The 24281-nt window shown below is 69.7% G+C and carries 23 protein-coding genes and 1 pseudogene; 12 read left to right on the top strand and 12 right to left on the bottom strand.

Going from position 1 to position 24281, the window contains the following annotated elements:
- Positions 1–86 precede the first annotated feature (86 nt).
- Positions 87–1379, bottom strand: a complete 1293-nt coding sequence (locus DKM19_RS31470; RefSeq protein WP_239513683.1) for a glycosyltransferase family 4 protein — start codon at positions 1377–1379, stop codon at positions 87–89.
- Between the two features lie 367 nt (positions 1380–1746).
- A complete protein-coding gene (locus DKM19_RS31465) occupies positions 1747–2508 on the bottom strand; it encodes a DUF2306 domain-containing protein (protein ID WP_204358331.1) in 762 nt (253 codons plus the stop codon).
- A 116-nt stretch (positions 2509–2624) separates the two neighbouring features.
- Here DKM19_RS31465 and DKM19_RS31460 point away from each other — a divergent pair, with 116 nt between their 5' ends.
- The gene (locus DKM19_RS31460) at positions 2625–3371 is read left to right on the top strand and encodes a TetR/AcrR family transcriptional regulator (protein WP_110706136.1); all 747 of its coding nucleotides are present in this window, start codon (positions 2625–2627) and stop codon (positions 3369–3371) included.
- 316 nt (positions 3372–3687) lie between these two features.
- On the opposite strand, the gene DKM19_RS31455 is transcribed toward DKM19_RS31460, so the two are convergent.
- A complete protein-coding gene (locus DKM19_RS31455) occupies positions 3688–4146 on the bottom strand; it encodes a MarR family winged helix-turn-helix transcriptional regulator (RefSeq protein ID WP_110700653.1) in 459 nt (152 codons plus the stop codon).
- Positions 4147–4209: 63 nt separating this feature from the next.
- Here DKM19_RS31455 and DKM19_RS31450 point away from each other — a divergent pair, with 63 nt between their 5' ends.
- Together DKM19_RS31450 and DKM19_RS31445 are read left to right on the top strand one after the other, a co-directional pair.
- Positions 4210–4578 carry a VOC family protein gene (locus tag DKM19_RS31450; protein WP_020549970.1) on the top strand — a complete coding sequence of 123 codons (369 nt, stop codon included), beginning with the start codon at positions 4210–4212 and terminating at the stop codon, positions 4576–4578.
- A gap of 146 nt (positions 4579–4724) precedes the next feature.
- Positions 4725–4944, top strand: a pseudogene (locus DKM19_RS31445) (transposase); the annotation flags it as partial.
- 68 nt (positions 4945–5012) lie between these two features.
- Here DKM19_RS31445 and DKM19_RS31440 read toward each other — a convergent pair.
- The 3 genes from DKM19_RS31440 to DKM19_RS31430 all read right to left on the bottom strand — a co-directional run bounded on the left by DKM19_RS31440 (position 5013) and on the right by DKM19_RS31430 (position 7546).
- Entirely contained in the window at positions 5013–6155 is a 1143-nt protein-coding gene (locus tag DKM19_RS31440) for a caspase family protein (RefSeq protein WP_110700651.1), read from the bottom strand.
- A complete protein-coding gene (locus DKM19_RS31435; RefSeq protein WP_162641919.1) occupies positions 6152–6499 on the bottom strand; it encodes a hypothetical protein in 348 nt (115 codons plus the stop codon). The genes DKM19_RS31440 and DKM19_RS31435 overlap by 4 nt, the downstream gene beginning before the upstream one ends.
- A 207-nt stretch (positions 6500–6706) precedes the next feature.
- Positions 6707–7546, bottom strand: coding sequence for a bifunctional 2-polyprenyl-6-hydroxyphenol methylase/3-demethylubiquinol 3-O-methyltransferase UbiG (locus DKM19_RS31430; protein ID WP_239513682.1), 840 nt, complete (start codon positions 7544–7546; stop codon positions 6707–6709).
- A gap of 313 nt (positions 7547–7859) precedes the next feature.
- On the opposite strand from DKM19_RS31430, the gene DKM19_RS31425 reads away from it, so the two are divergent.
- The gene (locus DKM19_RS31425) at positions 7860–9380 is read left to right on the top strand and encodes a GMC family oxidoreductase (protein WP_110700645.1); all 1521 of its coding nucleotides are present in this window, start codon (positions 7860–7862) and stop codon (positions 9378–9380) included.
- Positions 9381–9592: 212 nt separating this feature from the next.
- The gene (locus DKM19_RS31420) at positions 9593–10948 is read left to right on the top strand and encodes a glycoside hydrolase family 6 protein (protein WP_110700643.1); all 1356 of its coding nucleotides are present in this window, start codon (positions 9593–9595) and stop codon (positions 10946–10948) included.
- A gap of 180 nt (positions 10949–11128) precedes the next feature.
- Here DKM19_RS31420 and DKM19_RS31415 read toward each other — a convergent pair whose 3' ends face one another.
- Positions 11129–11641 carry a MarR family winged helix-turn-helix transcriptional regulator gene (locus DKM19_RS31415; protein WP_110700641.1) on the bottom strand — a complete coding sequence of 171 codons (513 nt, stop codon included), beginning with the start codon at positions 11639–11641 and terminating at the stop codon, positions 11129–11131.
- A 78-nt stretch (positions 11642–11719) separates the two neighbouring features.
- On the opposite strand from DKM19_RS31415, the gene DKM19_RS31410 reads away from it, so the two are divergent.
- Positions 11720–12142: a DoxX family protein gene (locus DKM19_RS31410; protein ID WP_110700639.1), complete on the top strand. Its 423-nt coding sequence runs from the start codon at positions 11720–11722 to the stop codon at positions 12140–12142.
- Positions 12143–12280: 138 nt separating this feature from the next.
- Here DKM19_RS31410 and DKM19_RS31405 read toward each other — a convergent pair whose 3' ends face one another.
- From DKM19_RS31405 to DKM19_RS31390, 4 genes are all read right to left on the bottom strand, one after another.
- Positions 12281–12592: a hypothetical protein gene (locus DKM19_RS31405; RefSeq protein ID WP_110700637.1), complete on the bottom strand. Its 312-nt coding sequence runs from the start codon at positions 12590–12592 to the stop codon at positions 12281–12283.
- A gap of 131 nt (positions 12593–12723) precedes the next feature.
- Positions 12724–14436, bottom strand: coding sequence for a hypothetical protein (locus tag DKM19_RS31400; protein WP_110700635.1), 1713 nt, complete (start codon positions 14434–14436; stop codon positions 12724–12726).
- Positions 14437–14500: 64 nt separating this feature from the next.
- Positions 14501–15451 carry a carbohydrate kinase family protein gene (locus DKM19_RS31395; RefSeq protein WP_110700633.1) on the bottom strand — a complete coding sequence of 317 codons (951 nt, stop codon included), beginning with the start codon at positions 15449–15451 and terminating at the stop codon, positions 14501–14503.
- A 7-nt stretch (positions 15452–15458) separates the two neighbouring features.
- Entirely contained in the window at positions 15459–16397 is a 939-nt protein-coding gene (locus DKM19_RS31390; RefSeq protein ID WP_110700628.1) for a pseudouridine-5'-phosphate glycosidase, read from the bottom strand.
- 375 nt (positions 16398–16772) lie between these two features.
- On the opposite strand from DKM19_RS31390, the gene DKM19_RS31385 reads away from it, so the two are divergent.
- Positions 16773–17675 carry a LysR family transcriptional regulator gene (locus DKM19_RS31385; RefSeq protein WP_110700626.1) on the top strand — a complete coding sequence of 301 codons (903 nt, stop codon included), beginning with the start codon at positions 16773–16775 and terminating at the stop codon, positions 17673–17675.
- Between the two features lie 365 nt (positions 17676–18040).
- Positions 18041–19555 carry an NAD(P)/FAD-dependent oxidoreductase gene (locus tag DKM19_RS31380; RefSeq protein WP_110700624.1) on the top strand — a complete coding sequence of 505 codons (1515 nt, stop codon included), beginning with the start codon at positions 18041–18043 and terminating at the stop codon, positions 19553–19555.
- Between the two features lie 125 nt (positions 19556–19680).
- Here the strand turns inward: DKM19_RS31380 and DKM19_RS31375 are convergent, their stop codons facing one another.
- Positions 19681–20238, bottom strand: a complete 558-nt coding sequence (locus DKM19_RS31375; protein ID WP_162641918.1) for a TetR/AcrR family transcriptional regulator — start codon at positions 20236–20238, stop codon at positions 19681–19683.
- Between the two features lie 90 nt (positions 20239–20328).
- Between DKM19_RS31375 and DKM19_RS31370 the strand changes: the two genes are divergently transcribed.
- From DKM19_RS31370 to DKM19_RS31355, 4 genes are all read left to right on the top strand, one after another.
- Positions 20329–21561 (top strand): cytochrome P450, encoded by a 1233-nt coding sequence (locus tag DKM19_RS31370; protein ID WP_239513681.1) that lies wholly within the window; start codon positions 20329–20331, stop codon positions 21559–21561.
- Positions 21558–21758 carry a ferredoxin gene (locus DKM19_RS31365; RefSeq protein ID WP_110700618.1) on the top strand — a complete coding sequence of 67 codons (201 nt, stop codon included), beginning with the start codon at positions 21558–21560 and terminating at the stop codon, positions 21756–21758. The genes DKM19_RS31370 and DKM19_RS31365 overlap by 4 nt, the downstream gene beginning before the upstream one ends.
- Before the next feature lie 72 nt (positions 21759–21830).
- Positions 21831–22538: a response regulator transcription factor gene (locus DKM19_RS31360; RefSeq protein ID WP_089207106.1), complete on the top strand. Its 708-nt coding sequence runs from the start codon at positions 21831–21833 to the stop codon at positions 22536–22538.
- Positions 22535–24034, top strand: a complete 1500-nt coding sequence (locus tag DKM19_RS31355; protein WP_239513680.1) for a cell wall metabolism sensor histidine kinase WalK — start codon at positions 22535–22537, stop codon at positions 24032–24034. Before DKM19_RS31360 ends, DKM19_RS31355 begins: the two co-directional genes overlap by 4 nt.
- Positions 24035–24281: the final 247 nt, after the last annotated feature.

Genomic DNA, 24281 nt, shown 5'->3' with positions numbered 1-24281 from the left:
ACGGACCGGCCCGTGTCGATGCGCTCACGGGTCGTACGGGGTCCGGAGTGACCGCCACGACCTGCCGGACTCGCTCGCCCCGATGGTTACCGAGATCCGGATCGGGTCCGGTGTCGTACGGTCTCGGCCAGCAGCGTGTCCCAGCGGGCGCCGATGGCCTGAAGGTCGTAGGCCGCGGCGGTGCTCTGCGCGGCGGCGCCGAGCTTGCGGCGCAGATCCTGGTCGTCGATGAGCTCGCAGATCGCCTCGGCGAAGGCTTCGACGTTCTTCGGTTCGACCAGCCGGCCGTCGACACCGTCGGTGATGATCTCTCCGGGTCCGGTGGGGCAGTCGAAGGCGACCGACGGCAGGCCCTTGCTCATCGCCTCGATCAGGGCCATCGGCATGCCTTCGGAGCGGGAGCTGAGCAGGAACATCGCGGCCTTGGACAGTTCCTCGCCGACCTGGTTGGTCCGGCCCATGAGGAAGGCGCGGTCCGTCAGTTCCAGCTCGTCGATCTGCGTCTTCAGCCGGCCCAGCCACGGCCCGGATCCGTAGATGCGCAGCGTCCATTCCGGGCGCCGATCGCAGACCAGGCGCCAGGCCGCCAGGAGCAGGTCGAAGCCCTTGACCCGCTCCAGCCGTCCCAGCGCGACGGCCGTGGTGCTCTCCAGGCAGGAGTCTCCCGCACCGAGGGGCGGCAGCGCGTTGGGGATGCAGGTCAGACGGACACCCGGCACCGCTCGGGCATAGTGATCCAGGTCGGCCCGGGTCAGGGTCACCAGCGCGTCCAGCCTGCCATACCTGCGCAGGATGATTTTGCGGAGCGGGGGCTTGTGCGCGGCCAGGTTACGGTGTTCCTGGCCGACGGTGATGACCTCGGGCGGGGCGAAGGAAGCGGCGAACAGGTTGAGACTGGGCCGTGTGGTGATCAGTACTCCACCGGTCAGCGAGCGCAGGTAACGCAGCAGCACAAGGTCGGTCCAGAGCGAGCAGCGCCGGTAGGTGGGCTCGGTCGAAGGCACGAGCACGCTCGGCAGTCGTGACAGCAGCGCGGGCACCCTGCCCTTCCGCTCGGTACGGTCATCCAGGAACGAGACCGCGACGCCGGGGGGAACAGGAAAGAACGGGTGGCTCTGGGCGCGGATCAGGCTGACGATTTCCACGTCGTGGCCGCGCGCCAGATACCCGGCGAGATTGAGCACCGTTCGGATGGTGCCACCCATGCCGTAGGCGTGGAACAGCAGGATCCGTACCTTGTGGGCACTCGGCGCGGGCGCACCGCGGGCCCGCCACAGATCCACCAGTCTGAGCAACCGCAGCGCCGTCCAGCGCGCCCAGCTCGCCCCAGATCCCAGCAGCCAGCTCCGCATCCGTTCGTACACGTCGGCCCGCCCCACCTGCCGCTGCTCGCCTCGCTGCTCCTCGGTTTGAGTGCAACGCCGCCCCGCCCGCTCGCCGTCGGGTCTGCCGTCACGGCTCCGCCGGACGTTCGCCGGCCCGCAGCGTGCGGGCCGTCACCGCGTTCTTCTCGTCTTGGTCGAGCATCTCGGCTCAGTGCGGACACCCACTCGCGCCGCTCCCGTTCATCAGCGATGAACCTGCCGTTCGCGCGTATCTCATGCTTTTGTCATACCCGCGAGGGACGGAGGCGATCGGCCAATGCCCGACTTCGCGCATTCAAGTTCGGATCTGCCTGCTATGCCCTGCCCACCACCGTCGGCTCCGTCGACCCTTGCGGGTACCCGTGCTCATCCAAACGCGTGCTCAGTTGACGGGTGTGAGATCGGGTGCGCGCCGCGCCCGGGTGCGGTGTTTCCTCGTGTGGCCGCGCTCCAGCCACCACTCGACGACCAGAAGGATCACCGTCCACCCCAGCCAGCCGGAGAGGCCGGAGATGGTCCAGGCGAACATCGTCTCGTTGCCCTGGAACGTAGTCTCCAACGACGGGCTGAGCGCCACGGTCACGATCACTCCCCAGATCCGGTTTGTGATGATGGAGAACGTCAGCGCGAAGCTGCGCAGCATCCAGCGCCGGTGCTCGACGTATCGCCGCTGCCGGGCCATCCGGTAACCGGTGGCGGTGAACGCGAGCCACAGCAGTGCGAGCATCACGTTGCTGACCGCCAGTACCGGCCCGAACGGCGTGAGCGCCCCGATGACCAGCCCCGTCAGGCCGGCCGGCAGCACACCGGCGAAGACGTAGGTCCGGCCGATGTACCGGTGGATGACCGGATGGCGCTGACGGAACCAGGGCCACACCTGCATGAAGCAGGTGAGCATCGCGATCGAGGCGAACATGACGTGGGCCACCAGCAGGGGGTAGTGCGCCGGGAACCCGGGGGGCTGGGGAACCCGCGACTGGGCGGGATCGCCGATGAGATACGGCGGTAACGAGAACGCGAGGAACAGGACCACCACGAAGCCCAGCGGTGCCATCCACGGACGCTGCCACCAGCGCCTGCGCTTGGCGGCGGGGAGCGAAGTATCACTGGCGGGGGGCGGCGGGTTTTCCGCGGTCGTGCGCATGACGGCTCCGATCGGTGAATAGGCGATGCGTATGACGTACGCTGAGCGTAGATGATACGCAGTGCGTATGAAATACGCTGGGCGTATGAAATACGCAGACCGCTAGGATGAACGCGATGAGCGAGAACACCGAGGGCGAGCTGCCCCGCACGCTGGAAGTCCTCTGGGGCCGTTCGCGACAGCGCACCAGAGGCCCGGCTCAGGCCCTCAGCCTGGAGCGGATCGTGGCGACGGCCATCGACCTCGCCGACGCCGACGGCATGTCGGCCCTGTCCATGGCGCGCCTCGCCGAGCGGCTGGGCTGCGCCACCATGTCGCTGTATCGGCACGTCGCGAACAAGGACGAGCTGCAGGTGTTCATGCTGGACGCCGCCCCGGGGCCGCCTCCGGAGTTCGGCACCGCACCGGCCGACTGGCGCGCGGCGCTGTCGGAGTGGGCCCTCGGTCTGCTCGGCGTCTACCACCGTCACCCGTGGATCCTGCAGGTCGCCGTCGGTCCGCCGATGGACCCCGGGCAACTCGCCTGGATGGACGCGGGCCTGCGCACGCTCGGCGGCACGGCACTGCATCCGCACGACAGGATGTCGGTGGTCCTACTGGTGATGCACTACGTACGAGGCGAGGCGCAGATCTCGGCGAACCTGCTCAGGGCCGGCGCCGACGAGGCGGAGGCCATGCGGGAGTACGGCGAGATCCTCGCCCGCCTGGTGGTCACCGAACGGTTCCCCGCCCTGGCCGAGGTCATCGCCGCCGGTGGCCTTACCGAGGACGCCGACCCGCTGGCCAACTTCAGGTCCGGCCTGGAGTGCGTCCTCGACGGCGTGGACGTGAGGGTGCGAGCCGCCCAGGAGGCGAGCCGGTAGCCCTTCCACGCGGCGGAAGATGCGCCACCAGACTTCCTGCGGGTTGAGCCGGCAGCCGCCCTTGGGAATGAATACCTGCTGGATACGCGGATGTCCGGTGAGTATCGGCGGGTGGAGGCGCTGTTATGGCTGAACGGATTCTCGGTGATCACCACGATCGTGCCGGCCGAGCTGGACCGCTCCGTTAGAGACAAAAAGGGCTCATCGCAGAAGAGGGTGTAGTCGGGGGCTGTCGGTTCTCGAGGTCGCCTGTACAGATTTTCACGCTCGGTTGCACTCCTGTCCGGGCGCAACGACACGTGCGCCGGGGAACGAGCTATGCACCGTCGTTGCCATCGCGCAGAGAATGGATCATGCTCTGCAGGATCCGGAATGCGCCTGACTGCTCGGTCTCTGTCATGCCGGCCAGCATTCTGACCTCGACGGACCGGACCGCCACGGTTGCTTTCTCGAGGATTCGTCGGCCGCGAGGTGTGAGCCGCGTGGGAAGAACCTTTCCGACAGGTGCCTCTGCGGGCCTGGTCACGTAGCCCTCTCGTTCCAGGGCCTGGAGCAGCACGTTCATCGACTGCCGTGTCACGAACGCGCCCCGCGCGAGCTCGGAGTTCGACAAGCCCGGTCGTTGGGCCAGCAGCTCGAGGCAGGAGTAGCGCGTCACGCTCATCCCGAGCGGCCGCAGCACCTCCTCCATGGCTGCGCGGAGGGCGCTCGAGGCCTCTTTCAGCAGGTAGCCCAGTGACGTCTCCAGGTCGACGCCGGCGTCGTTTTGACTCATGTCAGGATTCTGACATAGATTGACCTGTGTCAGGAAGTTGACACGCAAAGAAGGAGCATTGTCATGCCCGCCACCGGCCCCGACTTCATCTCGCTCCAAGCGCGCGACCTCGACGCTTCGCAGGCGTTCTACGAGCAGTACCTGGGCCTCGTCCGCTCGCAGGCCGGACCTCCGCACGCGGTCGTCTTCGAGACGAAGCCGATCGCGTTCGCACTCCGCGACGTCGTTCCCGGCACCGATCTCGCATCCGTTGCTCAGCCCGGCATCGGTGCCGCGATCTGGCTCCACGCCACAGACGTCCAGGCCATTCACGATGCTCTCGTCGCCGACGGTCACACCATCGTCTCCGCACCGATCGACGGCCCCTTCGGCCGGACATTCACCTTCGCCGACCCCGACGGCTACCAGGTCACTCTCCACGACCGCGCCTGATCGGCCAAACGCCACCGGACGATCACCGACCCCCGAAGACCGCGGCTGCGCCCTAGGCGCGTGCGTGACGCTACCTGCTGCCCTGCTGCCCTGCTGCCCTGCTGCCCTGCTGCCCTGCTGACCTGACGACCGATCGACCACGGCGTCCCGGCCGGACTGCCGAGCTAAGCCGACTCGGCAGAACACTGAAACACCGCGCCGCTGACGTGCCGGCCTACTTCGACCGACCCGGCACGTCCAACGGCCCGACCGAGGCCATCAACGGCCGACTCGAACACCTCCGCGGCGCCGCCCTTGACCAACTTCACCCGCAGTCTGCTCGACACCGGCGGCTTCGGACCCCAACTACACCCTCTTCTGCGATGAGCCACAAAAAGCATTGCCAGCCGACCTGATCGTCCAAAAAGGAACGAAGCACTAGCTGGAACATCCGCCTACGCGTCAGCGTTCGCCGATCGGATAGAGGCCTCGGCAGCTTGGCCTGCGCGGAGAGTGTCGAGGGCGCGCTGACACACGGCGTGCCAGGTCTCTCCACCCCGGTGACGAACCACCACACTGGCAACGACGTTCTCGTCGCATGTCTTTCCGTGCCAGGAGCACTTTCCCTGGGCTGCGCGGAGGCCTCCTGTGTGATAGCTGGAATCGAAGCCACGCTCATACACCAGTTGTGAGCTCATGAGGGCCTTGGGCTTCGGCGGGTCGATGGGCATATAGCCGGGCTCCTCCGAACGTGCTTCAGTGGTCGGAGAAACGCTGGGATTTGTCCGGGATCTTGCCGAAGTGGTGTTCGGCGGACGGGTTGCCCTCAGTACCGGGGCGGCCGGAGCCGGCTCTCTGGGGGAGACGTAAGCCCTGTTCCGGATCAGGGTCAGTTGTCCCGCGGTGTTGCGATCGCGCTTCTGCGGTAACGGGCGTCCTTTGCCGCGCATGACCGCGCGGACGTGGTTGTAGATGGTGTCCAGATCAAGTAGCGCGCCATGCCCGTGAATGCCGTCTTGGAAGACCCTCAGTAGTTCGGCGGTGAAAGCGGTGTGTGGCTCGCCCACGGGCGCTAGTGCCTTCTGGTTCTCCGCCGTCGCGGCCAGAACGTAGGTGCCCTCGGTGCTGGCCTCGTCGACAGCGGCGGTGATGGGATCGGCCATCGTGCCCAGCGCTCGTCCGCTGTAACAGCAGTCCAGAATGACGATGCGGCGGGTCGCGCGGCTTCCCAGCAACGCGTCTCTGATGTGGGCGTAGGACACGGCGGTGTAGATGCGCTGGGAATCGGACCCCACCAGGGCCAGGTGCAGTTCTCCTCGGCGAGGATCGATCAGCCCGTGGCCCGCGTAGTAGAGGACCATGGTGTCAGTGGCCTCGTCCGCCGCATGGACAATGGGATCCAGCATGTCCGTGCTCGTCGCCGGATCGGGCACGACCGTCACGTGCTCGGAGGGAAGCCCCCAAGTCTCACTCGCGGTCAACGCTTCGGCGAGGGACAGCAGATTGTCTTCCACCGAGGTCAGCGCGGGAAGCGAGTCATACCGTGCCGTCCCGATCAGCACGGCGCGAGAACGGCGGGGATCGGGGACCATGCTCATGGTCGATCTGATTCGAGCATGCGGACGATTTTCTCCACGGCCTCGGGATCACCATCCGGTACAACGATCTTCGTGCCGTTGCGCTCGATGGTGATGGATGGTTTCGCCGGGCGGGTGGAACGCCAGGAGACATAGGCGAGTGCCAAGGTAAGAGCCTGGAAACCACCGTCCGTGATCAGTTTGATCACTTCCAGCGCGGAGCCCATCTCTCCGTCGCTGGGGGGAGCGCCATCCAGCAGGACTTTCGCATGTTTGCGCACGTCGGGGTCATCCAACAGCCACCCGTGGAGGGAACGTAATTCCTGCTCGGAATCGCTGCCATCGAATTGAATGCTGATCGACATGGTGATCTCTCTCGACACTGTGGCCAGAATATGCTCGATTGATTTTTCATGCAGGGCATCGCCGCAATGTGAGTATCGGCCGGAGGGAAGTGCTTGCGGCGTATCTGCGTCGCCGCGAGCATACGGTGAGCCATCGAAACGATGTCCGCGGGTTGAGTAACGTTTGTTGATTTGCTGGGGCGAGCTCTCCGAAGAGCCTCAACGGCACTATTGCTTCGCCGCGCGCAGGGAGTAGACCAGCGGCACCTGTGGTTGCCCGGCGGGGATGCGGTAGATGCCCTGCACGGTCTGTTGCAGGACGGGGAACTGGGGATAGAACGTGAAGGCGTGCTCGTGTAAGAACTCCAGGCGCAGGCCGGACGCGACAAGCGTGCTGACCACGTCGCCGAGTCCGTGCTGCCATTGCACACTGCGGTTGACCGTGGTCTGCGCGCTCTGGTCGGCATAGCTGCCGGCCTCGTCGGTGACGGCGGCCTCGCGCAGGAAGTAGTCGCGCGTGACCGTGCGACCGTCCTTGCCCAGAACCTCCGCGATCGGGTGACGCTCGACGAGATAGAGGAAACCACCGGGCGCCATCAGCGAGGCCACGGTCCGCGCCCACAGGCCGAGGTCCGGTAGCCAGCACAGCGCGCCGATCCCCGTGTAGAGGATGTCGAACGTCTCCTCCTCCAGAGTCTGCGTGGCGTTGTAGACGTCGGCGGCCACGAAGCGGGCGTCGGCCACACCGATCTCGGCGGCGAGCGTACGGGCCCTTTCGATGGCCGGTTCGGAGAAGTCCAGGCCGGTGACCCGGGCTCCGCGCCGGGCCCAGGAGAGGGTGTCCAGTCCGATGCCGCACTGCAGGTGCAGCAGGGTCTTGCCCGTGACGTCGCCGACCTCTGCCGCCTCGAAGGGGCGCAGCGTGTCTCGACCTGCCTGGAAGCCGGTGACGTCGAAGAGTTCGCTGGCGGCGTGCAGTGGTACGCGCTCGTCCCACCATGCGCGGTTGCTCTCCCGCCACCCGAGGCGAGCGGAGGAATGCTGTTGCCCAGGATCCGAAGTAGTCACGAGGGGAGAAGAATACCGTTTGCGCCGGGGCACGGGCCAGTAGGTGTCACAGCTATCGATCTTCGACGCGCCGCCGTGTGTGATGACACCGTCGATGGTTATGCGGCAGGGAAGAGCGGCAGATCGCGGTCGGTGGCGTGCCTCCTCACGCCGGTGGGCATTTCTCACCCGTGGCGAAAGCGGGCGAGCCGCACCAGGGGCGCCGGGGGGCATTCGAGGGCATGGGCTAAATCCTCCCGTATCACCCTATTTATGATGAAAATTGCGATGTGCGCCGTACGTGTTGCGATCACTGAGGCAAGGAGGGCCCGCCGTGGACGGTTACGACTACATCGTCGTGGGCGGGGGGACGGCCGGCTGCGTGATGGCCGCGCGGTTGTCGGAGGACGCGGACGCGCGCGTACTCCTGCTGGAGGCCGGTGCGCGCAAGCCGTTGGAGGCACTGCCGCCCGACTGGATGAGCCTGCAGGGGACGTCGGCTGACTGGTCCGGCACCTCGGTGGCGCAGGCCGCGACGGGGACGAGGATTCCCTGGCCGCGCGGGCGTGGCCTCGGCGGATCCTCGGCCATCAACGGCATGGCGTTCGTCCGCGGTCACCGTTCGAGTTACGACGCGTGGGTCGGAGCCGGCGCCGAGGGCTGGGGGTTCGACGACCTGCTCCCATACCTGCGGCGCAGCGAACACGCCGAGGGGCGCGACCCCGCGCTCCGGGGCGTCGACGGCCCCCTGACGGTGACCCCGCCGTCATCGCCCCATCCGGTGTCGGAGGCCGCACTCGCCGCGGCGGCCGAGCTCGGTTACCCGGCGGCGGAGGACATCAGCGCCGGTCTGGAGGAGGGCTTCGGCCTGGTGGACCGGAACATCGTCGACGGCAGGCGGCAGAGCGCCGCGGACGCCTATCTCCTTCCGGTACTGCACCGCCCCAATCTCGTGGTGGTCACCGACGCGACGGCGCACCGGGTGCGAGCGGTGGCCGGCCGCTGCACCGGCGTGGAGTACGAGATGGGCGGTGAGGTGCTCACGGCGGAGTGCCGGGGAGAGGTCGTGCTGACCGCGGGCACGGTGGGATCCGCGCAGCTGCTGATGCAGTCGGGCATCGGCCCTGCGTCCCACCTGCGCGAGGTCGGCGTCGAGGTCCTCCTCGATCTTCCCGGGGTCGGGACGAACCTGCAGGACCACCCCAGGTCCATGGTCGTCTACAGCCCGGCGCGGCCGATCCCGGCCACCGTGAGCGGCCACGGCGAAGTGATCGGCCTGATCCGCAGCGACTCCGCGCTGGAGGCGCCGGATCTCCAGATCCAGGTCCTGGGGATTCCGTACTACGCGCCCTCGCTGCCGCCCAGGCTGCCCGTGCCCGGCCAGGGCTACTCCGTGGCCTTCTCGGCGATGGCCCCCCGCAGCCGCGGCTCGGTCCGGCTGGCCGGCGCCCGGCCGGGAACGGCCCCCCGCCTGGACCCGAACTACTACGGCGATCCCCGCGACCTCACGGTGATGGCCGCGGGGCTGCGCGTCGCCCGCGCGATCGGGAGCACGGCCGCCCTGGGCGAATGGCGCGGCGCGGAGGTGCTGCCGGGCCCGCAGGTGAAGGACGGGGACGGCGACGATGTGCGCGCCTATCTGTACGGGAGCCTGCGGACCTACTCCCACCAGGTCGGAACGTGCAGGATCGGCGCGGACGACCTGGCCGTCGTCGACACCGGCCTGCGCGTGCGCGGCATCGACGGGCTGCGGGTCGCCGACGCGTCCGTGATGCCCTCCATCGTGTCCGCCAACACCAACGCCACCGTCTACGCCATCGCCGAGCGCGCGGCCGCCCTCATCCGGGCGCGATAATCGCATCCCCGTCCGAATGGGGATGGCTTGGTTGCCGTCCACGGCTGGTCGCCTTAACTTTCGGCCACGTGATGAAACTTTCAACGTCCGGTAACGGCATCCGCACAGCTCACAAGCGCGCGGGGTGAGCGTTCGACGGTCGGCACTGTGTGAGCGGCGGTCGCGCCGCTAGTGTGGGAGCGCTCCCATGCCCTCCACGAAGGAGCCGATCCATGCCAAGAAGGTCAGTTCTGGCCGCGTTCTGCGCGGCCCTGATGGTCGCGTCCGGCGCTGCGGTCGCCGCCGCCTCCGGTGCGTTCGCGGCCGACTCAACGTTCTACGTCGATCCACAGACCAACGCGGCCAAATGGGTCGCGGCCAATCCGGGAGACTCCCGTGCCGCGGTCATCCGCGACCGGATCGCCGCGGTGCCACAGGCCCGCTGGTTCACCACCACCAACACCTCCGCCGTGCGCGCTCAGGTGTCGACGTTCGTCGGCGCGGCGGCGAGCGCGGGCAAGACTCCCATCCTGGTCGTCTACAACATCCCGAACCGGGACTGCAGCGGCGCGAGCACCGGTGGCGCACCCAACCACACGGCCTACCGGCAATGGATCGACGAGGTCGCGGCCGGCCTCCAGGGACGTCCCGCGGCGATCATCCTGGAGCCCGATGTGCTCCCGATCATGACCAGCTGCATGAACGCCTCCCAGCAGCAGGAGACCAACGCCTCCATGGCGTACGCCGGCAAGAAGCTCAAGGCGGGTTCGGCGACGGCCAAGGTCTACTTCGACATCGGGCACTCGGCGTGGCTGTCGGCCTCCGACGCCGCGGCCCGTCTGAGGGCGGCGGACGTCGCGAACAGCGCGGACGGCATCTCCCTCAACGTCTCCAACTACCGGTCGAGCTCCACCGAGATCGCCTACGCCAAGAACATCCTCGCCGCCACCGGCGTCTCCCGCCTGCGCGCGGTGATCGACACCAGCCGCAACGGCAACGGCCCGCAGGGCAGCGAGTGGTGTGACCCGGCGGGACGGGCGATCGGCACGCCGAGCACGACCGCGACCGGCGACTCCATGATCGACGCGTTCCTCTGGATCAAGCTGCCGGGCGAGGCGGACGGGTGCATCGCGGGGGCCGGGCAGTTCGTGCCGCAGCGCGCCTACGACCTGGCCATGGCGGCTCCCTCGCAGCCCCCCACCACGCCGACCCCCACACCCACCGTGACCCCGACTCCTCCCGTCACTCCCACGCCGACTCCCACCGTGCCCCCGCCCGGCGGCAAGGCCTGCACCGCCACCTACAAGCTCGCCGGCTCCTGGCAGGGCGGCTTCCAGGCAGAGGTGACCGTGAAGAGCACCGGGGGAGCGGCCGTCGCGGGCTGGACGGCCAGCTGGTCCTTCCCGAACGGCCAGACCATCACCCAGCTCTGGAACGGCACGCACACCCAGAGCGGCGCCGGTGTCTCGGTGAGGAACGCGGCCCACAACGGGAGCCTCGCCTCGGGCGCCTCCACATCCTTCGGCTTCACCGGTAACTGGTCCGGGACCAACGGTGTGCCGTCCTCCGTGAGCTGCACCGCCACCTGACCCGGCGATGCGGCCATGAACCGGTACGGCTCGCGCGGTCATGCTCCCCCGCGCGGGCCGTACCGGATATTTCTCGTGCCCCGGACCGCTCCGCGGAGGGGGAACGCTCGGGTCCGTGGCTGGGGGAGGGGCCGGGGGCGGCCTGACGAATGATTTTCCTTACGTCGCGCCTGAGACGGATCAGCCGCCCCAGGTGAGGGGCGAGGGCTCCGGGGAGGGCGTTCCGAACCGTGAGCCGGCCGCCGAGGTCATCGCCTCGGCGGCCTTCGTCATGATCCGGGTCATGGTCCTCAGCTCGTCGGGAGTGAGCCGATCGATCAGGAAGGCGCGGACGACGGCCACGTGCCCCGGGGCGGTCCGCTCCAGGCAGCGCACGCCCTCCTCGGTGAGCACGGCGAGGACGCCCCGGTCATCGGAGGGGTAGGTGGTCCGTTCGACGAGACCCCTCTTTTCGAGCTGCCCGATCTGGTAGGTGAGCCCGCTTTTGGACACCACCACCTGACGTGCGAGCTCGGTCATCCGCAGCCGCCGCCCGGCGGAGGCCGAGAGCTTTGCCAGGATCTCGTACTGGGCATGGGTTAACCCGGAGGCTTTCAACTGCTCCTCGACGCGCCGCTCCAGCAGATGTGTCGCCGCGACGTACGACATCCAGGCGTCCATCTCCGTTTTGCTGAGCCATCTCGCGTCCGTCACCCATACATTCTATGACTTGTTCGAATTTGAACTATTCACGATTTTTGGTTCGCATTCGAATGACAGGAAGGGATCAGCATGATTGACAAGGTGCGTCCCTACGTCCTCCTACTGGCACGGATCGGCATCGGGGCGATCTTCCTCTTCCACGGGATACAGAAGTTCACCTCGGGGCTCTCCGGCGTGACGAAGTCCTTCGCGTCGTATGGAGTGCCACTGCCTGGCTTGACCGCGCCGGGGGTGGCGGCCCTTGAGCTCGTCGGCGGAGTCGCCCTCATCCTGGGGGTCGCGCTGCCTGTCTTCGGCACCCTGCTCGCGTTGGACATGATCGGCGCGATCGTGTTCGTCCACGGGGCGAACGGCTTCACGGTGGAGGAGGGCGGCTTTGAGTTCGTGCTCGCCCTCGCGGCGAGCAGCCTGGCCGTCGGCTTCGGCGGCGGCGGAGCGTTCGCCGTCGACGGCATGCTGTCGCAGCGACGGCGGCACAGGGCCGTGGTGTAGGGAGGCAGCGGGCGGCTCTCCGGACGCCCTCCGGATGGAGGGCGTGCCCCGTCGCCGACGAGTGTGCGGCCTCGGCGAGAGAGCCGGGCCGAGGTCTCCTCATGGACGGTGCGCTCCACCGTCGACGAGTATGCGGCCTCAGCGAGACAGCCGGGCTGAAGTCTCCCTGACGATCTGGCTGAGAAGCGGTGCGACGTCCGGCCGGCTGTCGAGCAGCTCGTCCAGGCAGACCCGCCAGGCCCCGGCCTCGGAGAACTCGGCGACCCCGGGGAACCTCGTGTCCGTCTCCGACTGCAGGCGGAGACGCGTCCGTGAGAGCTTCAGCTGGTACGAGGCGCCGAGGTGCTGCTCGACCATGCCACTGAGCCACCAGTAGGCGTTCGCGTTGGCCGCGGAGACGAAGACCCGCGCGCCCTCCCACGCGATACGCCGGGGGTGAAGGACTGCCATGACCGCATGCTACGCCGGGCCTGACGCCTTGCCCATGGGCGTGAAACGCGGATACGCCGCGAACACGGACGTCGCCGGGACCCCGTCCACGGTGATGTCCGTCTGAACGCCCGGCCGGGCGTTCAGGTGCGTCAGCTGGGAAGCTGGGCGTCCAGGCGGTAGCCGTCGACGGTGACGTACACCTGGTCGCCCGGCCGGGCGTTCAGACGCATCAGCACCGGCTGCAGGGAGTCGAAGACGGGATGGTCCCGCCAGACCAGGACCACCGCGTTGTCACCGGGGCCGGTCACCGACAGCAGCGTGCCGGGACGCATGCCGAGGCGGGTGGCGTACCCCTCGGGCACGGCCACCGGGCCGCCCCGCAGATGGTCGCTGGTCACCTCTATCCGCTGCCAGCGGCTCGGGTCGGTGGTCGGGTTGGTCGGCGGGTGGAGCGGTGCGCGACGGCTGGTGATCAGGTGCGGCCGGGTGTTGCCGCCGGACAGGGCCGAGAGCGCGGCCAGGGCGGCACGCGGGTCGATGGAGTCGGCGCTCACCTGCGGAATCGGCGCTCCACCGCGGTGGCGGTGGCCGTTGACGCCCGGTGTGCGGCGCGGCAGCTGCTTGGTGGCCTCGGCGGCGGCCTCCTCCGACCAGTTGTCCGTCCGCGTGGCGCTCGCCGCGAGCGCGTCGAGCCAGGCCTGGGCGGAGTGGGCGCGGATGCCGAGCTGGTTCTCCATGAGCGCGACCGCGTCGGCGTCGATCGGTTTGTTCGCCAGGAGCTGGCGGGTACGGTCGCGCAGGCCGCCCAGGTCGCCCACGACGAGCCAGTCGTCCTGGAGCCGCCGGTCGGGCATGAGCGTGACCAGCACCCGCCAGAGCGGGGTGTGAAGCGTGGGGACCTCGATCGCGTGCGCGGAGTCGGCGCCGATGAGCTGGTCCTTGGTGGCGGCGGCGCCCAGCCACTCGGTGAGCCCGAACATGTGGCCGGTGAGCGGGGCGGACTCCGAGGAGCGCAACCAGAGCAGTATGCGTTCCTCGGCGGCGCGCTGTGCCGCCGAGAGGGCGTCACGGTCGGCGTTCAGCTTGTGCGCGAGCGCACGGAGGCTGATCGGGTCGACGGCGAAGAGCCGTTCGACGGCGACCGCGCGTTCCAGCGGGCTCCAGTCGCGGAACATGTTGTCCACCAGACGCACCAGCGGGTAGTCGCTGAGGCGGACCGCGGGCTCGGGAGCCGGCTGAGGGGCCGGTGCCGGCGGAGCCGGCAGCGCGGGGACCTGCGCGGGAACCTGCACCGGGGCCTGCGCGGCGACCTGCGCGGGAACCTGCTCCGGGACCCGTACGGGGGCCTGGGCCGGCATCTGCGCGGGAACCTGGGCCGGGATCTGCGCCGGGGCCTCCGCGGCGGCGGGCAGGGGCGGCGCCGTCTGCTCGGCGATCCCGGGAATCCGGCTCAGCACCTCGCGGAACATGGCCGTGATCACGACTTCGGGAGAGGCCGCCATCGACGGCCCGTTCAGGTCTCCGGCGGTCAGGCGGCGCAGCCGGGACCAGCCGCCCAGTCCGGAGATGGCAGAACGCGCGGCCTCGGGCCAGCCTGGCAGGGTCGGGTCGACCGTGTGCACGTGCAGGGCGGGCAGCACGTCACACAGTGGCAGATGGTCCCAGCGGGACAGCGAGAGCCGGGCCAGCCGGTCGCAGACCCAGTCGAGACCGGCGATGCCGAGGGCCTTGGGCAGGGTGACCGAGGCCCACCAGCCCGCGGGCAGGCGGGAGTCGGCCAGGGCTTCGGCGATCTGCTGTGGACGGCTCCAGCGCAGGGCCGGAACCAGATCACTCAGGCAGATCGATGACTCGGCATCCATCGGCGGACCGCAACCTCCCCAAAGTGACGCATGTGGCTAATGGTGCAGCCTACGCCGCAAGCTATCAATTGGCGTTAAGAGGGTAAAGCTGGTTGGTGCTCAAATCAGACGGAAGGGTACGCGGTCGACCGCCTACCAGTGTTACCGCCTCCGCTCCGGCGCGGCGTCCGGCGTCCAGCGCGGCCTCGTCGTCGGCCCCCTTGAGCAGGGCCGTCAGCAGTCCGGCGGCGAACGCGTCTCCCGCACCAATGGAGTCAATCACCTTGGCGGCGACTCCGGGAACCCAGGCGGCCAACTTTCCGTCCCGGGCCATCAGCGCGCCCCGGGAACCGAGCTTCACCGCCGCCGCGCCGTACCGGAGGCTCAGCTTCTCGGCCGCCCGCTCGGCGGAGGTCTCGCCGGTGAGCAGCAGGGCCTCGTCCCGGTTGGGGATGATCAGCTGGGAGGTCAGGGTCTCCAGGATGAACCGTTCAGGGCCGAACGAGCGCAGGAAGCCGGTCGAGGCGGGATCCACGCTGATCGAGATGCCGCGCCGGGCGGCCTGGGCCAGGGCCAGCCGGGAGAGCTGCAGGCCCGGTTCGGCGAACAGCGTGTATCCGGACAGGTGAAGGTGGTCCACCCCGTCGAGCAGGCTCTCGTCCCAGTCGTCGACGCTGATGTGCCCGCCCGCGCCCCGGTTGGTGAGCATGGAACGCTCTCCGGTCACGTCGACCATCGCGATCACCACGGCCGTCGGCCGGTCGGGGTCCACGCGCAGATGCGGCCGGACCCCGAAGCGCCGTAGCTCGGCGGCGTGCCATTCGCCGGTGTCGAAGCCGACCCGGGTCAGGATCCGCGCGTCGGCGCCCAGATGGGCGGCCCAGGAGGCGGTGTTGGCCCCGGAGCCGCCGGGGCGCAGCACGATGTCGGCGGCGGTGTCCGTCCCGACGGCCAGGCCGGACAGGGCGGACCCTCCGTGAAGTGCGACGACATCGGTGACCACGTCGCCGATAACCAGTAAGCCTGTTCCGGTCACGACTGCCTCAGTTTCCCCGGCTCCAGGAAACCGCGATCTGCCCGGCGATGCGGGCGTTGCCTCGTACGGCGGCCAGGTTCGCCTCGAGAGAGGCACCGTCGGTGCCGCGCACCAGATACCCCAGGAGGAACGGGGTGATGGCCTGGCCGGTGACCTGCTCCCGCTCGGCCGCGTCGAGGGCTTCGGCGAGGACCCGGTCGTGCAGGGCGGGGTCGAGCTGATCCTCCAGCGGCACCGGGTTGGCCACGATCAGGGCGCTCTCCGGGCCGCCGAGCGCGTCCTGGGCTCGCATGATGCCCGCGGCCTCGGCCGGAGTCTCGATCCGCCAGTCGATCGGCTCACCGGAGGTGTGCAGGTAGAAGCCGGGGAACTCGTCGGTGCGGAACCCCGCGATGGTGACACCCCGCGTCTCGAGCCGCTGGAGGGTGGCCGGGACGTCCAGGATGGACTTCACGCCCGCGCAGACGACGGTGATGCGGGTACGGCTCAGCATGTCGAGGTCGGCCGACTCGTCCTGGGTGTCGGCCCACTCGCGGTGCACGCCGCCGAGACCGCCGGTGGCGAAGACCCGGATGCCCGCCCTGGCGGCCAGGAACGAGGTCGCCGAGACCGTGGTCGCCCCGCTGACCCTGAGCGCGGCGGCGGCGGGCAGGTCGCGGAAGCCGAGCTTGCGAAGGCCGGGCTCGCCGGCGACCCGCTTGAGCTCGTGCTTGTTCAGGCCGATGCGCGCCACGCCGTCCAGCACCGCGATCGTCGCCGGTACCGCCCCGGCCTTGCGGACGATCTCCTCCAGCTCCACCGCGACCTCGAGGTTGCGGGGCTGTGGGAGGCCGTGCGAGATGATCGTGGATTCGAGCGCCACGATCGGGGCGCCCTGTGCCAGTGCCTCGGCCACCTCGGGTGAGGGGCGGAGCGTGCTGCCGGCAGGCTGTTCGATGGTACGCATGAGCTGGTTCTGTCTCCTCATCAGAGGCCGGTTCCTGCCCCTTCTTGGAACGGTGCAAACGGCCCGGTCTCTCCTAAAAGGAGCACGTTACGGTGCTTGCCGGGAGACGTCTACTCAAAGATCAGCCAACGACGACAACATGGATCGGTGAGATCCCGCCGATGATGGCCGCGTCCCTCCCGCTCTCGCAGCGTCCGGCAGGTGTCCGGCAGGTGTTCGGCCGCCGTACACGCCCGCCACGGTGGTGTTCGGCCGCCGCGCCGATCGCCGCGGGGGCGTCCGGCCCTCGGAGACGGGGCGAAGAACGGCCGTGATCGGTGTGCCGGCGCGGGCGGCCGGTAGGTGTCGGCTCCATAAAGGTCATAGCCTGGGGCTATGAGTGAGCTGCCCGATCTCGAGTCCCTGCGCCTGCTCGTCGATGTGGACCGTCTGGGCAGCCTCGGCCAGGCGGCCCGGGCCGGGGGCATCGCCCAGCCGTCGGCGAGCAAGCGGATCTCTTTGCTGGAGCGCCGTCTCGGGCTGCCGTTGCTGGAGCGCACCCCGCGTGGCTCCACCCTCACCCCGCAGGGTGCGATGGTCTCGGCCTGGGCCACGCAGGTGCTGTCGGCGGCCGAGGAGCTGATGCGCGGCGTGGAGGCGGTACGGCACGGCCGGGCGGCCCATCTGCACATCGCGGCCAGCATGACCGTGGCCGAATACCTGCTGCCGCGCTGGCTGGGGGAGCTGCAGAGCCGGGAGTCCGCGGTCCAGGTCGGCCTGGACGTGCAGAACTCGGCCGAGGTGGCGAAACTCGTCGGCGGCGGGGTCGAGCTCGGATTCGTGGAGGGGCCCTCGGTGCCGGCCGGGCTGACCTCCCGCGTGGTCGCCACCGACCGGCTCGTCGTGGTGGTCGCGCCGGGCCACCCGTGGGCGCGGCGCCGGACCCCGCTGCTCGCCGCCGAGCTGGCCGCCACCCCGCTGGTCGTCCGCGAGCGCGGCTCCGGCACCCGCGAGACCCTGGACCTCGCGCTGGCCGGCCACGCCGTCGCCGCCCCCCGACTCGAACTCGGCTCCAACGCCGCGGTCAAGGGCGCGGCCCGCGAGGGCGCCGCGCCCGCCGTGCTCAGCGGCTACGCGGTGGAGACGGAGCTGGCCACCGGCCGCCTGGTTGAGGTGGCCACCCAGGGCATCGACCTCGAACGCCGCCTGCGCGCGGTCTGGCGCCGCGGCAGCACCCCCACAGGCCCCGCCGCGACCCTCCTGAAGATCACCCTCTCCGCGGCTCGTGAGCATCCATGAGCCGGATGACCGGTGACCAGGGATCCGTGCGTCGATGACCGATGACCGATGACCGATGGCCCGTGCGTCGGTGATCGGCGATCCGTGCGCCGATGGCCTGTGGGCGGTGACCGGTGACCCGTGTGCCGGTGGTCGGCGATCCGTGTGCCGGTGACCTGCGACCTTCGACCGGTGATTCGTCGCCGATGGCCTGTGGCCGGCAAGCCGCGAGTGGCCGTAGACCGGTTTGTCGCCTTCGATATATGGTGCGTGACATGGCAGTGATTGAGGTATCTAGCGTGCTCTGTCCTGAGCCGCACTGGCAGACCGGTCTCTGACCATCCGGAGTCCCCGCCCCGTCACCCCTCATCTCACCGGGATGTCCCGTGCTCCGTTCTCGCTATGACGTTGTGATCGCCGGAGGCGGCCACAACGGCCTGGTCGCCGCCGCCTACCTTGCCCGAGCGGGCCGCCGGGTCCTCGTCCTGGAGCGTCTCGACCACGTCGGCGGTCTCGCCGTCTCGGCGCGGGCGTTCGCCGGGGTCGACGCCCGGATCTCGCGCTACTCCTACCTCGTCAGCCTCCTGCCCGCCAAGGTCGCAAAGGACCTCGGGCTCAACGTCACGCTGCGCCGCCGCCGTTACGCGTCCTACACGCCCGTGGGGGACACGGGGCTGCTGGTGGACAACGGCGACGCCGCCCGGACGGCCTCCTCCTTCACCCGGGTCACCGGCGGCTCCGCCGACCTGGACGCGTGGCGGCGTCTCTACGCGATGACCGCCCACGTGGCGGAGCGGGTGGCGCCGACGTTGCTGGAACCCCTCGTGGACCGCGAGGCGATGCAGGACCTCGTCGGCGACGAGGCCTGGCGGGAGCTGTTCGAACGGCCGATCGGCGAGGTCGTGGACGAGCGGTTCGCCGACGACACCGTGCGCGGAGTGGTACTCACCGACGCGCTGATCGGCACCTTCGCCGACCCCTCCGACCCGAGCCTGCTCGCCAACCGGTGCTTCCTCTATCACGTGATCGGTGACGGGACCGGCGACTGGAACGTCCCGGTCGGCGGCATGGGCGCGGTCTCCGAAGGGCTCGCGGACGCCGCCCGAGCGGCCGGAGCCGAGATCCTGACCGGCGCCGAGGTCCTCGCCGTCGATCCCTCCGGCGAGGTCACCTTCCGTGACGCCGGCGGGGAACACGCGGTCCGGGGAGACCGGGTCCTGGCCAACGTGCCGCCCGCCGTACTCGCCCGTCTGCTGGGAACCGACGAGCCCGTGCCCGAGGGAGCGCAGCTCAAGATCAATATGGTGCTGTCGCGGCTGCCCCGGCTCAAGGACGCCGGTGTCGACCCCGTGGCGGCGTTCAGCGGCACGTTCCACATCAACGAGGGCCGCGACCAGCTCGCCCGCGCCTACGCCGAGGCCGCCGCCGGGCGGATCCCGGAGCTGCCCCCCGCCGAGGTCTACTGCCACTCGCTGACCGACCCGTCCATCCTCGGCCCCGGCCTGCGGGCCGCCGGAGCCCAGACGATGACCCTGTTCGGCCTGCACATGCCCGCCCGGCTGTTCCGCGAGGATCCGGCCGGAGCGCGTGAGGCCGCGCTCGGCGCCACGCTCGCCTCGATGAACCGGGTCCTCGCCGAGCCGATCGAGGACTGCCTGCTGCGCGCCCCCGACGGAAGCCTCTGCCTGGAGGCGAGGACCCCGGTCGACCTGGAGAACGAGGCGGGCCTGCCCGGCGGCCACATCTTCCACCGCGACCTGTCCTGGCCGTACGGCGAGCGGGGGCGGTGGGGCGTGGAGACCGAGTTCGAGCGCATCCTGCTCTGCGGCGCGGGCGCCCGACGGGGCGGCGGGGTCAGCGGCATCCCCGGCCACAACGCGGCCATGGCGCTCCTGGCCTGACCGGCCCGGTGGCGACGGCCGGCGGTGAGACCGGTCCTGTCGGTCTGAGGCCGACCCGATGGCGTTGGTCGGCGGTGAGTCCGGTCCTGTCGGCCTGGGGCCGGTTCGGTGGCGACGGCCGGTGCCTATCCCCCCGAGATCAGCTTGGTGGCGACGATCAGCGCCGTCGCGGCCCGTTCCTCGTCGGGCACGTCCAGGCCGACCGGGAACGGGAGACTGCCCAGGATGAGAGCGATCACCGCGAGGCGGGACTCGAACTGCTGGACGATCCCGTCCCCGGGCGTGGCCAGCACCGAGATCATGGACAGCATCCGGTGCTGCATCTGCTCGCCGGCGTCCACCTCGGACATGACGGCCTGATTGACCTGGGCGAACCGGACGAGCGGTCGCCACTGGTCGTCGAGGAGTCCGGCGATCCTGCGCAGGATCCCCTGCCTGGCCTCCGCCGTGTGCGGCTGGGCGAGGGCCCAGTTCATGAGCTCGTCCATCGAGGCGTTCAGGTCGTCCAGGACGCTCGTGAGGATGTCCTCCTTGGCCTTGAAGTGGTAGTAGAGCGCGGGCCTGGTGATCTCCAGTCGCTCCGCGACCTCACGCAGCGAGGTCTTCTCGTATCCCTGCTCGGCGAACAACTCCAGCGCGACCTGCTGGATCCGTTCCCTGGTATCGCTGCGCCGGGCGTTCATCGCGGTTCCACTACTCCTGGTCGATGGCATGACTTGACGGCCGTCCTCGTTTTACTTACTTTCATGTAAGTAAGCAATTGAGGATGGCCCGTGAGGAGCAAGACTATGACCCAGAGCTTTCCCGTTCCGCGTAGCTGCCCGTTCGCTCCCCCGCCGGAGTACGAACGCCTCCGCGAGGAGGCGCCGCTGGTCGGGGCGGACCTTCCCGGCGGGAAGGTCTGGCTGGTCACCCGGCACGCCGAGGCACAGCAGGTGCTCAGCGACACCCGGATCAGCACCGACCCCGCCACACCCGGGCACCCCATGGCCATGCTGTCGGAGCTCTCTCACTCCGACGAGGAAGAGGAGGCGATCGCGAAGTTCCACGTGGGCCAGTTCATCGACATGGACCCGCCGGAGCACGACGTCTACCGGCGGATGCTGATCCCCGAGTTCAGCGTCCGCCGGATCAGGGAGATGCGGCCCGGCATCCAGGAGGTCGTCGACCGGCTCATCGACGACATGCTCGAACAGGGACCCTCCGCCGACCTCGTCGAGGCGTTCGGCCTGGCCGTGCCGTCGCTGGTGATCTGCGGACTCCTCGGAGTGCCCTACGCCGACCGTGACTTCTTCCAGTCCAGGACCCGCACGATGGTCAGCACCTCCACCTACGACCCCCAGGCCTCCATGATCGCGGCCATGAAAATCCGGGACTATCTCGACGGGCTGATCACCGAGGCCGAGCGGGAGCCCGGCGACAACCTCATCGGGCGGCTCGTGACCGCGCGGCGGGAGACAGGGGAGCTCTCCCACGACGCGCTGGTCGGCATGGTGTTCCTGCTGCTCGTGGCGGGACACGAGACCACCGCGAACATGATCCCGCTGGGCGTCCTGACGCTGCTGCGCGACCCCGGTCAGCTCGCCGGGCTGCGTGCCGACCCGGACGGCTGGCCGCTGGCGGTGGAGGAACTGCTGCGCTACCACTCCATCGTGGACTGGTTGGCCTTCGACCGGGTCGCGACCGAGGACATGGAGATCGGAGGTCAGGCCGTACGGGCGGGGGAGGGCATCTTCGTGCTCGGCGCCTCGGCCAACCGGGACCCCCGGGCCTTCGAGCGTCCCGACGAGCTCGACCTCCGGCGCGGCGCCCGCAACCACGTGGCGTTCGGATACGGCGTGCACCAGTGCCTCGGGCAGAACCTCGCCCGAGCCGAGCTTGAGATCGCCTACCGCACGCTCTTCGAGCGGATTCCCGGCCTGCGTGTGGTGGGAGAGGACGACGAGCTGCCGTTCAAGTACGGCGGCGCCATCTTCGGCCTGCACGCGCTCCCGGTGGCGTGGTGACCGCGAGGATCGTCGCGGACCGAGGCCGCTGCATCGGGTCGGGGCAGTGCGCTCTCATCCTGCCGGACGTGTTCGACGCCGATGACGAGGGGCTGGTCACGGTGATCGGCGACGTCGCCGCGGCCGGCGTCGCCGACCTCCGCCACGCGGTGCGCCTCTGCCCGGCCAGGGCCCTCACGCTGGACGAACACGGCTGAGGGCGTGCAGGCGGCTCTCATGACATATGGGCATTCATAGGACTCTCATGGTGAGCGTCTAGCGTTGGGGCCATGGGTGACGGTGAGGCCGCGCGGGTGCTGGTCGTGGACGACGAGCCCGCGCTCAGGGAGGCGTTGCAGAGCAGCCTGGAGTTCGAGGGATACCGGGTCGGCCTGGCCTCGGACGGGCAGGCCGCGCTGGAGACGCTGGAGCGGGAGCCGTACGACCTGGTGCTGCTCGACGTGATGATGCCGCGGCTGGACGGGCTGACCGCCTGCCGCAGGCTCAGGGCGGTGCGCAACCATGTGCCGGTGCTCATGCTCACCGCCAGGGACGCCGTGGGCGACCGGGTCTCGGGGCTGGACGCCGGGGCCGACGACTATCTGGTCAAACCGTTCGAGCTGGACGAGCTGCTGGCCCGGGTCAGGGCTCTGCTGCGGCGCGGCGCGCTGAGCGCGCCCGCGGCGGAGGACGACGGCGTGCTGGCCTACGGCGACCTGCGGATGGACACCTTCAGCCGCGAGGTCACCCGGGCGGGCGAGCCGCTCGAACTGACCAGGACCGAGTATCTCCTGCTGGAGCTGCTCATGGTCCATCCCCGCCAGGTGCTCACCCGTGAGCAGATCCTCAGCGAGGTGTGGGGCTTCGACTTCGAGCCGTCCTCCAACTCCCTCGACGTCTACGTCATGTATCTGCGCCGCAAGACCGAGACCGCGGGACGCCCCCGGCTGATCCACACCGTCCGGGGTGTCGGCTACGTGCTGCGGCTCTCACCGTGAATGGCCGCCGCTCCCTGCGCTCGCGGCTCACCCTGCTGGTCGCGACGGCGGTCGCGGTGGCGATCGCGGTGTGCGCGGCGGTCTGCTGGTTCATCGTCAGGAGTGAGCTGCTCGACCAGATGGACCGTTCGCTGCACGGGGCGAAGGGGCCGCAGGGCATCGAGTGGATCCAGCAGTACTGCACCGGGGGCTTCCCCGACAGGCCGCTGCCGTTCCGTTTCCAGCCTCTCCAGGTGATCGACGCGCAGGGAGGAAGGTGCGTCGTCGGCGCCCCCGGCGTCAAGGTCGTTCCGGCCGACCGCGACCTGGCCGCGGGGCCCGCGGGGCAGGAGGCGATCAGGAACGGCACCACGGAGGAGGGGGCGGAGGTGCGCGTGCTGACCAGGAGCGTCGGTTCCGGCCTCGCGGTGATGGAGTCCCGGACGCTGACCGAGTTCCAGTCCACTCTCACCACGCTCGCCTGGATCCTCGCCGGGGTCGCCGCGCTCGGCGTGCTCGGCGCGACCTCGGCCGGGCTGTTCGTCTCCCGTACGGCGCTGCGCCCGGTCGGCCGCCTGGCCGAGGCCGTCGAGCACGTCGCCAGGACCGAGGACCTCGACACCAGGCTTCCGGTCGAGGGCACCGACGAGATCGCCAGACTGGGCACCTCGTTCAACGCGATGACCACCGCGCTGGCCGGATCCCGCGAGCGCCAGCGGCGGCTGATCGCCGACGCCGGGCACGAACTGCGCACCCCGCTCACCAGCCTGCGCACCAACATCGACCTGTTGCTGCGCAGCGAGAACGCGGGCCGCCCGCTGGACCCGGGCCCCAAACGCAGACTGCTGAACAGCCTCAAGGCCCAGTTCGAGGAGATGTCCACGCTGGTCGGGGACCTGCTGCAGCTCTCGCGTTCCGAGGACGAGCACGAGCCGTACGTCGAGGTCGCCTTCCACGACGTGGTCGAGGCCGCCGTGCGCCGGGCCCGGCTCCGGGCCCCCGACACCTCGATAGAGGTCGAGCTGCGCCCCTGGTATGTCCACGGTGACCAGGCCGCCCTGGAGCGGGCCGTGGTGAACCTGCTGGACAACGCGGTGAAGTTCTCGGGGAGCGGCACGACGGCCGGACCGGTGAACGGCTCGCGGAGCGGCGGGACACCCGGTTCGACGGACGGCTCGCAAAGCGGCGGGGTGCCCGGCTCGGTGGACGGCTCGGGGAGCGGTCCTGCGACGGGCCTGGGGGGTGGCTCGGCGACGGGGCCGGTGACCGTAAGGCTTCGCGATGGCGAGCTGGCCGTCAGGGACCACGGCCCTGGCATCCCGGAGGACGAGCTGCCGTACGTGTTCGACAGGTTCTGGCGGTCGTCCTCGGCGCGCAGCATGCCCGGCTCCGGACTGGGGCTGGCCATCGTGGCGCAGGCCGTACGGGATGCCGGGGGAGAGATCACCCTGGAGAACGCCGCCGGCCGCGGAACCCGCGCCCGGGTGCGCCTGCCCGGCTCGTCCGTCCGAGGTTGAGAGCCCGACGGCCCGGTCCGTCACGGCCCGCCACCCGCGCCGGCCGCGCCGTCCAGGCCGGTCGCGGAGGCCGTGGAGGTCGACGGGCCACCCGGAGCCGGGGCGTTCGCCGCTTCCGAGCACGGCGGCTCCGGCGACCGGCTGTCCTGCAACCGCGGCTGAGCCGCCGCATCGGGAACCGCGACTGTAGTCTTGCGCCGTGCACAGCGGAGGAGGGGCGCGCAGCAGCCGCGCAGACCAGGCCGAT

It is taken from the genome of Streptosporangium sp. 'caverna', from assembly GCF_003203775.1.
GTDB classification, from domain to species: Bacteria; Actinomycetota; Actinomycetes; order Streptosporangiales; family Streptosporangiaceae; genus Streptosporangium; species Streptosporangium subroseum.
The sequence above is the reverse complement of the archived record's forward strand: the minus strand, read 5'-3'. Positions and strand labels throughout refer to the sequence as shown.

Coding starts and splice junctions, on each gene's coding strand:
- DKM19_RS31450 (WP_020549970.1), top strand. CDS start 4,210: ATGCCCGCCACCGGCCCCGACTTCATCTCGCTCCAAGCGCGCGACCTC.
- DKM19_RS31420 (WP_110700643.1), top strand. CDS start 9,593: ATGCCAAGAAGGTCAGTTCTGGCCGCGTTCTGCGCGGCCCTGATGGTC.
- DKM19_RS31385 (WP_110700626.1), top strand. CDS start 16,773: ATGAGTGAGCTGCCCGATCTCGAGTCCCTGCGCCTGCTCGTCGATGTG.
- DKM19_RS31390 (WP_110700628.1), bottom strand. CDS start 16,397: ATGCGTACCATCGAACAGCCTGCCGGCAGCACGCTCCGCCCCTCACCC.
- DKM19_RS31375 (WP_162641918.1), bottom strand. CDS start 20,238: ATGAACGCCCGGCGCAGCGATACCAGGGAACGGATCCAGCAGGTCGCG.
- DKM19_RS31440 (WP_110700651.1), bottom strand. CDS start 6,155: ATGAGCATGGTCCCCGATCCCCGCCGTTCTCGCGCCGTGCTGATCGGG.
- DKM19_RS31410 (WP_110700639.1), top strand. CDS start 11,720: ATGATTGACAAGGTGCGTCCCTACGTCCTCCTACTGGCACGGATCGGC.
- DKM19_RS31400 (WP_110700635.1), bottom strand. CDS start 14,436: ATGGATGCCGAGTCATCGATCTGCCTGAGTGATCTGGTTCCGGCCCTG.
- DKM19_RS31360 (WP_089207106.1), top strand. CDS start 21,831: ATGGGTGACGGTGAGGCCGCGCGGGTGCTGGTCGTGGACGACGAGCCC.
- DKM19_RS31405 (WP_110700637.1), bottom strand. CDS start 12,592: ATGGCAGTCCTTCACCCCCGGCGTATCGCGTGGGAGGGCGCGCGGGTC.
- DKM19_RS31455 (WP_110700653.1), bottom strand. CDS start 4,146: ATGAGTCAAAACGACGCCGGCGTCGACCTGGAGACGTCACTGGGCTAC.
- DKM19_RS31460 (WP_110706136.1), top strand. CDS start 2,625: ATGAGCGAGAACACCGAGGGCGAGCTGCCCCGCACGCTGGAAGTCCTC.
- DKM19_RS31435 (WP_162641919.1), bottom strand. CDS start 6,499: ATGTCGATCAGCATTCAATTCGATGGCAGCGATTCCGAGCAGGAATTA.
- DKM19_RS31465 (WP_204358331.1), bottom strand. CDS start 2,508: ATGCGCACGACCGCGGAAAACCCGCCGCCCCCCGCCAGTGATACTTCG.